Below are 5673 nucleotides of genomic sequence, written 5' to 3' on the forward strand. Positions count from 1 at the left end.
GCTTTTGGGTGTGAAACGCGCAGTCGAACGTCGGTGGGGGGGTAGGCACGGGGGCACTACCCCTACAAAATCGCGGTTTTTCCGAGAATAAAACAGCCCTGGTTAAATACTGTAGTTTGACAAGAAACAACGAGAGAATTAGGCTCATTTTTTTTCATGAGTTTGCCTGATTTTAGATAGTATTAATTTTATCCCAAACTACTTGTAGGTGTACAAGGTCTACTTTAACTACTAAAATTAAAGGATAATTTGCCCATGACTCATTCTGTTTCAGTCCCCGCCCAGCCTCTAATTGTAGGAGTTACTGGTGCATCGGGACTGATTTATGCGGTGCGAACCCTAAAATATCTCTTGGAAGCCGATCGCCCCGTGGAACTGGTAGCATCAAAATCTACCTACATGGTTTGGCAAAGCGAACAGAACATCCGAATGCCTTCAGAACCGATGCTTCAAGAAGAGTTCTGGCGGGAAAAAGCAGGAGTCCCCACAATGGGCAAACTTCGGTGTCATCCGTGGCAAGATGTTGGTGCTAATATTGCTAGCGGCTCTTTTCGCACCCAAGGGATGATAATTATTCCCTGTAGCATGAGTACGCTAGGGAAGTTGGCGGCTGGATTGAGCTCGGATTTGCTCGAAAGAGCGGCCGACGTTCAGCTAAAGGAAGGGCGAAAATTGGTACTTGTACCTAGAGAAACGCCTTTTAGCTTGATTCACCTGCGGAATTTGACTGCGTTGGCGGAAGTTGGAGCTAGAATAGTGCCAGCGATTCCTGCTTGGTATCATAATCCGCAAACTATTGAAGATTTGGTAGACTTTGTGGTTGCTCGCGCTTTAGATCAGTTGGGGATTGATTGCGTTCCTCTCAAACGCTGGAAGGAAGAAGAAGGGAGTCATTAGTCAGTAGTCAGTAGTCAGTAGTCAGTAGTCATTAGTCAGTAGTCAGTAGTCATTAGTCATTAGTCATTAGTCAATAACCAATAACCAATAACCAATAACCAATCACCAATAACCAATCACCAATAACCAATAACCAATAACCAATAACCAATCACCAATAACCAATAACCAACAACCAATAACTGACAACAAACAAATTACCAATATTATTGATATGCGCGCTATATTTTTGCTAGTAATTGTCGTAGGGCTAACTATTTTTGCCCTGCAAAATGTGGAGCCGGTATTGTCGCTGGTATTTCTGGGAATTCGATCGCCCGCACTGCCATTATCTATCTGGATTTTGGTCGGTCTGGCGACGGGCGCTGTCGCGTCTTTATTGATTTCTGGTATGCTGGCTTTTTCAAATTACTTATCTCAAACAGGAAACCCCACCGGCCGCGACAGTCGCAACCGTGATGCTGTCTCACCAGACAGGAGAACGGCTTACGCGCCTCCTCCCCCTCCTAGAAAACAGGAACTTGACCCGGATTTCGATCGGGAAAATAGCCAAACTTCCTACCAAACTGAATACGGGACACCGGCGGGTTACAGTGCCCGGACTTTCCAGCAAGAAACTCCGAACCCGGTTGGGCCGGAGGATTACGCTCAACCGCAGACCGCTCCGGCGACAGATGATGAGGATGATTGGGTTTCTGATGGCTCAAAATCAGGCTCTGGCGGTAGCGATGATGATTGGGGGGACGATCGGGAAAATCGCGATCGACCGCAGTTAAATGACGTTGCAGGGGCAAATCCGAAGGATTACGACACTAAACAGGAACCGAAAAGCAAGTCTTGGGCTGGCTCGGTGTACTCTTACGGCTATCGAGATCCGAATCTGTCGGGGGTGGGACAAACTGAGTCTGTCTACGATGCAGAGTATCGGATGATAGTTCCCGCGCCTGGGACGATAGCTCAACCAGTTGACTCGGAAGCACCAAAAAATCTTGGTCCAGAAGCTGAGGATGATTGGGGATTGGATGAGGATGATGTATTTGAGGATGACGCTCGCCCCGGCGGGCCGATCGACTTGAAAAAATAACAAAATATCGGAGGATTTGGCGGTGGATTTGTTGAGGGGAGTTAATATCTATCTCGTCGGAATGATGGGTGCGGGAAAAACTACGGTGGGGCGGATTTTGGCAAGGGAATTAAAATACCGTTTTTTTGATACTGATGAATTAATTGTTCGTGTTGCTAATCAGTCAATTGCTGAGATTTTCGATCGCGAAGGGGAAGAGGCTTTTCGGGAACTAGAAACTAAGGTACTCAACGAATTGTGTGCTTATCAAAATTCGGTGGTTGCTACGGGCGGCGGTATTGTGGCCCGATCGACAAATTGGGGTTATTTACATTACGGTATCGTGGTTTGGTTGGATGTGCCTGTAGACGAATTGTGCGATCGACTGCGATCGGACAGCACTAGACCCCTACTGCGGGAGGGCGATATCAACTCTAAGCTGCAAAGCCTTTTCAACGAACGAAAGCGTTTCTACAATCAAGCAGATGTCCGAGTTTGCATCAGCGGAGGCGAAAGGCCTCAAGAAGTGGCGCGTCGGGCGATCGAAGAAATCAAAAAAGTTATCAAATCCGAAACCAGCCCCGAGCTCAATTGATACGCTCAGAAACCCGGTTTCTGGGAAAATAACAGGTTTCTGAGGACTTTTGAATTGCGTAAAAATACTGATTTGTGTTTGATTGTGTCTGTTTAACGCCAGAATGTTGGGGAATCAACCGGGTTTTAGCGGATGTGGTGCGTAAGTTCGATCGGGTGCGAGGATGTGGCGATGGGAAGAATTTGTGCAAAAACTCGTGACAGACTCATCTGATTGGTTAAAGTCGGCTATTTAATACCAAGTTCCTAAAACAATGCAACTCTACGCAAGCTCCAAAGTCTTATATCATCACTCATTCTCAATCAAAAATCTTTAATACCGCAATTTTGAATGCGAAAATGGTGTGAGTTGTGCCAATAAATAAAATGGCCCCACCGCTGAAGGGCTGTAGGGCGCAAGGACAGTTAAACGCTAACCTGATTATCGGAAAATTTAGGATTGATGCTATCCTCCTATGTGACGATTTCACGATCGTCCATTGACTCATCAATTTTCCCGTATCAAAAAATGTAACCCAAGATCGATCGAATTCAACCTGTCCTATTCTAAAAACAATACCTCATGCATTCTGACGAGCAGCTCCCGAAAGCTGCTTTTTTATTGGCTCAGAATCGACCATGGAGAATCTGTACCTCACGAAGATCGAATAATTGCCGTGCCCGAGGGGCGATTAGTCCTGGAACCAGGTATTGAAAAACCCTAGCAGTTTTTATTCACCGGCGATCGGATAGTTTTAGGCTAAATATCCGCTGCTAGTTGTAGAATTGGGTTGGGTGAATTTCCCGTAACCCATTTAAAGTAATACGAGCCTGCCCGTTCTTGACAAGAACTCGATCGCTCCGCCCAACCCCAAACCAGTCATAGAAACAGCAGTTAATATCCCAAAAGTCCGCCATCTTTGGTGACCAAACATTTGAATATCTAGTCTTGCCAAAATTCCCGCTGAAGTCAAGACTAAAGCAGTCACAAATATGTGCAGCCAGGTAACAACTACAACTGCGAAAAAAGCTCCTACAATAATCGAAATAAAAGCACCGCTATCACTCGAAAGCCAGCGGACAGTGAATCTTTTTATGTCTTTCAGCGGGAACGACAAAGAGATAGCTAACACGAAAGCAGCAGCTACGGCTAAAAACCAAGTCAGGTGCGGGGGAACATCAAACTCAGACAATTTCCAGCCCAGAATGAAATAAGTAACAAAAAGTAGAGTTAGGGAAAGCCAATAGTTTTTTTTCATGTGATGGAAAGATTAGGGAAACCACGCAAAAAAACATGAAATAGCCCAAAAACGACAGCCCCCGACAGCACCGACGGTAGATTCCAAAATTTTAGACTTTGGTTCGAGCTCCCAGATTCACGGCGCTGCAAGTAAATCTCAAATCTCAAATCTTCAATGCCCCAATCTCAAAATCAACTGAGGCAGAGAAATTCCTGCGTCGCCTAGAGGTTAGTAGAAATAGCTTGCACCGGACAAGTAGGGATGCACTGCTCGCAAACAATACAGCGCGATCGAGCAAAAGTTAGTTTAAAGCTTTCTGGGTCTAGGGTCAAGGCTTGCGTGGGACATACCCCCGTGCACAAGCCGCAGTGAACGCAGATATCTTCGTCTATAAGTATTTCTCTGCTGGCGAGGGAAACTCCGATATTTTGCGATCGCATCCAGTCGATCGCCGCTTCTAGTTGATCGATGTCCCCCGATAACTCTAGCACCAGTTTGCCCACTTGGTTCGGAGCCACCTGAGCGCGGATAATGTTGGCAGCAACATTAAAATCCTTGGCCAGTCGGTAGGTGACAGGCATTTGGATCGATCGTTGGGGAAACGTCAGCGTTACCCGTTTTTTCACGCATTTAGTCCTCAGTAATTTACCAGCAATTTTTCGGTTCTTATGTTTTAGCCTAGTTTCCCCCCGTAGCAACCTTAAGCAAATTATTTCTGATAGATACCTTATTCTCTCAAAATGTGGTACAATCGGAGGTTATTATTTAAACTAAAAACAGAAAATTAAAATCGCAATCCATTTTATGAACCCCAATTCCCCCAACTCAACTCCAGCCCCCGCACCGAAAAACTTGGAAGCAAAATCGGCAGCACAAATCAGAAACTTGCTAATTGTATTAGCAGCGATCGCCCTTTCAGTATCCATCTTCTTCGGAGTGCGAACTCAAACGCCCTCAAGCAGTCTCACCGAAATGGCCAAAGCCTCCGCACCGCTGGAAACAGCCCTAACAAACGGCAAGCCCACACTCATGGAATTTTATGCTAATTGGTGCGGTAGCTGTCAGGCGATGGCTGGCGATTTGAGTGCCATCAAAGAGAAATATGCCGAACCGATGAATTTTGTGATGCTGAATGTAGACAACGACAAATGGCTGCCAGAAATTACCAAATACCGGGTAGACGGCATTCCGCACTTTGTCTATTTAAACAATAAAGGCAGCGCCGTGGCTCAGACGATCGGCGAAGCGCCGCGCAGCATTATGGAAGCTAATTTAGAAGCTTTGATTGCAGGGAAAGAATTGCCGCACGGTCAATCTGTCGGTCAAGTTTCTAATTTTACTCCCCCCACAGAAGCTGTGAAAACCAGCAGTTCCGACCCCCGCGTCCACGGCAGTCAAGTACAGTAGTCATTAGTCATTAGTCATTAGTCATCAGCAGTAGATAGCGAGCGGGTGAGTCGCCATCAACAATCTGCTTGGTCAACTCGAAAATCTTGCAGCGACGCACCAGACAAGGGAGGGTTTGAAAACAACAATCACAGCCTCAGACAAAGAATCTCTTGACACTCCCCCACCCAACGGTAAATCGCAATTGTTTGATGATCAATAAACAGCCCGCAACTTTAGCAAATCTTCATTGCGGGCGCGAGGCTACCTCTAAAAGAATATTTAAAAAACCTTTTGTGATATTTTATTAATACTTATTAAACTACTCGTAAGGTGCCTCAGTAGATATTCTTTCACCCGCGAGAGAAATTCAAGACTGACGCACTCTACTAGAATTAGGGTGACTGACACGGTAAATTGTTCAATCTAAAATCTAAAATCGAATGATCCCCGACAAAACCGGATTCAGCATTAGCGCTACCGCCATCCGCCGCCACATCGGCACCCTGATGC

General features: G+C 45.9%; 6 protein-coding genes. 4 read left to right on the top strand and 2 right to left on the bottom strand.

Features of this window, described 5'->3' with window-relative positions:
* Positions 1-255 precede the first annotated feature (255 nt).
* The 3 genes from IQ270_RS27545 to IQ270_RS27555 all read left to right on the top strand — a co-directional run bounded on the left by IQ270_RS27545 (position 256) and on the right by IQ270_RS27555 (position 2555).
* On the top strand, positions 256-897 hold the full coding sequence (locus tag IQ270_RS27545; RefSeq protein WP_193976331.1) for a flavin prenyltransferase UbiX: 642 nt from the start codon (positions 256-258) through the stop codon (positions 895-897).
* Between the two features lie 214 nt (positions 898-1111).
* The gene (locus IQ270_RS27550) at positions 1112-1981 is read left to right on the top strand and encodes a LapA family protein (RefSeq protein WP_193976332.1); all 870 of its coding nucleotides are present in this window, start codon (positions 1112-1114) and stop codon (positions 1979-1981) included.
* 22 nt (positions 1982-2003) lie between these two features.
* Positions 2004-2555, top strand: a complete 552-nt coding sequence (locus IQ270_RS27555) for a shikimate kinase (RefSeq protein WP_193976333.1) — start codon at positions 2004-2006, stop codon at positions 2553-2555.
* A gap of 793 nt (positions 2556-3348) precedes the next feature.
* On the opposite strand, the gene IQ270_RS27560 is transcribed toward IQ270_RS27555, so the two are convergent.
* Entirely contained in the window at positions 3349-3792 is a 444-nt protein-coding gene (locus IQ270_RS27560; protein WP_193976334.1) for a hypothetical protein, read from the bottom strand.
* 203 nt (positions 3793-3995) lie between these two features.
* Entirely contained in the window at positions 3996-4400 is a 405-nt protein-coding gene (locus tag IQ270_RS27565) for an NIL domain-containing protein (protein ID WP_193976335.1), read from the bottom strand.
* A 178-nt stretch (positions 4401-4578) separates the two neighbouring features.
* Between IQ270_RS27565 and IQ270_RS27570 the strand changes: the two genes are divergently transcribed.
* Complete coding sequence (locus tag IQ270_RS27570; protein ID WP_193976336.1) at positions 4579-5181, top strand: thioredoxin family protein; 603 nt, start codon at positions 4579-4581, stop codon at positions 5179-5181.
* Positions 5182-5673: the final 492 nt, after the last annotated feature.

Origin of the sequence: Microcoleus sp. LEGE 07076, from assembly GCF_015207455.1 — a bacterium.
Taxonomy (GTDB): Bacteria; Cyanobacteriota; Cyanobacteriia; order Cyanobacteriales; family Microcoleaceae; genus Microcoleus.

What these genes read in the sequence shown, in the direction of transcription:
- IQ270_RS27545 (WP_193976331.1), top strand. Translation starts at nt 256, where the DNA reads ATGACTCATTCTGTTTCAGTCCCCGCCCAGCCTCTAATTGTAGGAGTT.
- IQ270_RS27550 (WP_193976332.1), top strand. Translation starts at nt 1,112, where the DNA reads ATGCGCGCTATATTTTTGCTAGTAATTGTCGTAGGGCTAACTATTTTT.
- IQ270_RS27560 (WP_193976334.1), bottom strand. Translation starts at nt 3,792, where the DNA reads ATGAAAAAAAACTATTGGCTTTCCCTAACTCTACTTTTTGTTACTTAT.
- IQ270_RS27570 (WP_193976336.1), top strand. Translation starts at nt 4,579, where the DNA reads ATGAACCCCAATTCCCCCAACTCAACTCCAGCCCCCGCACCGAAAAAC.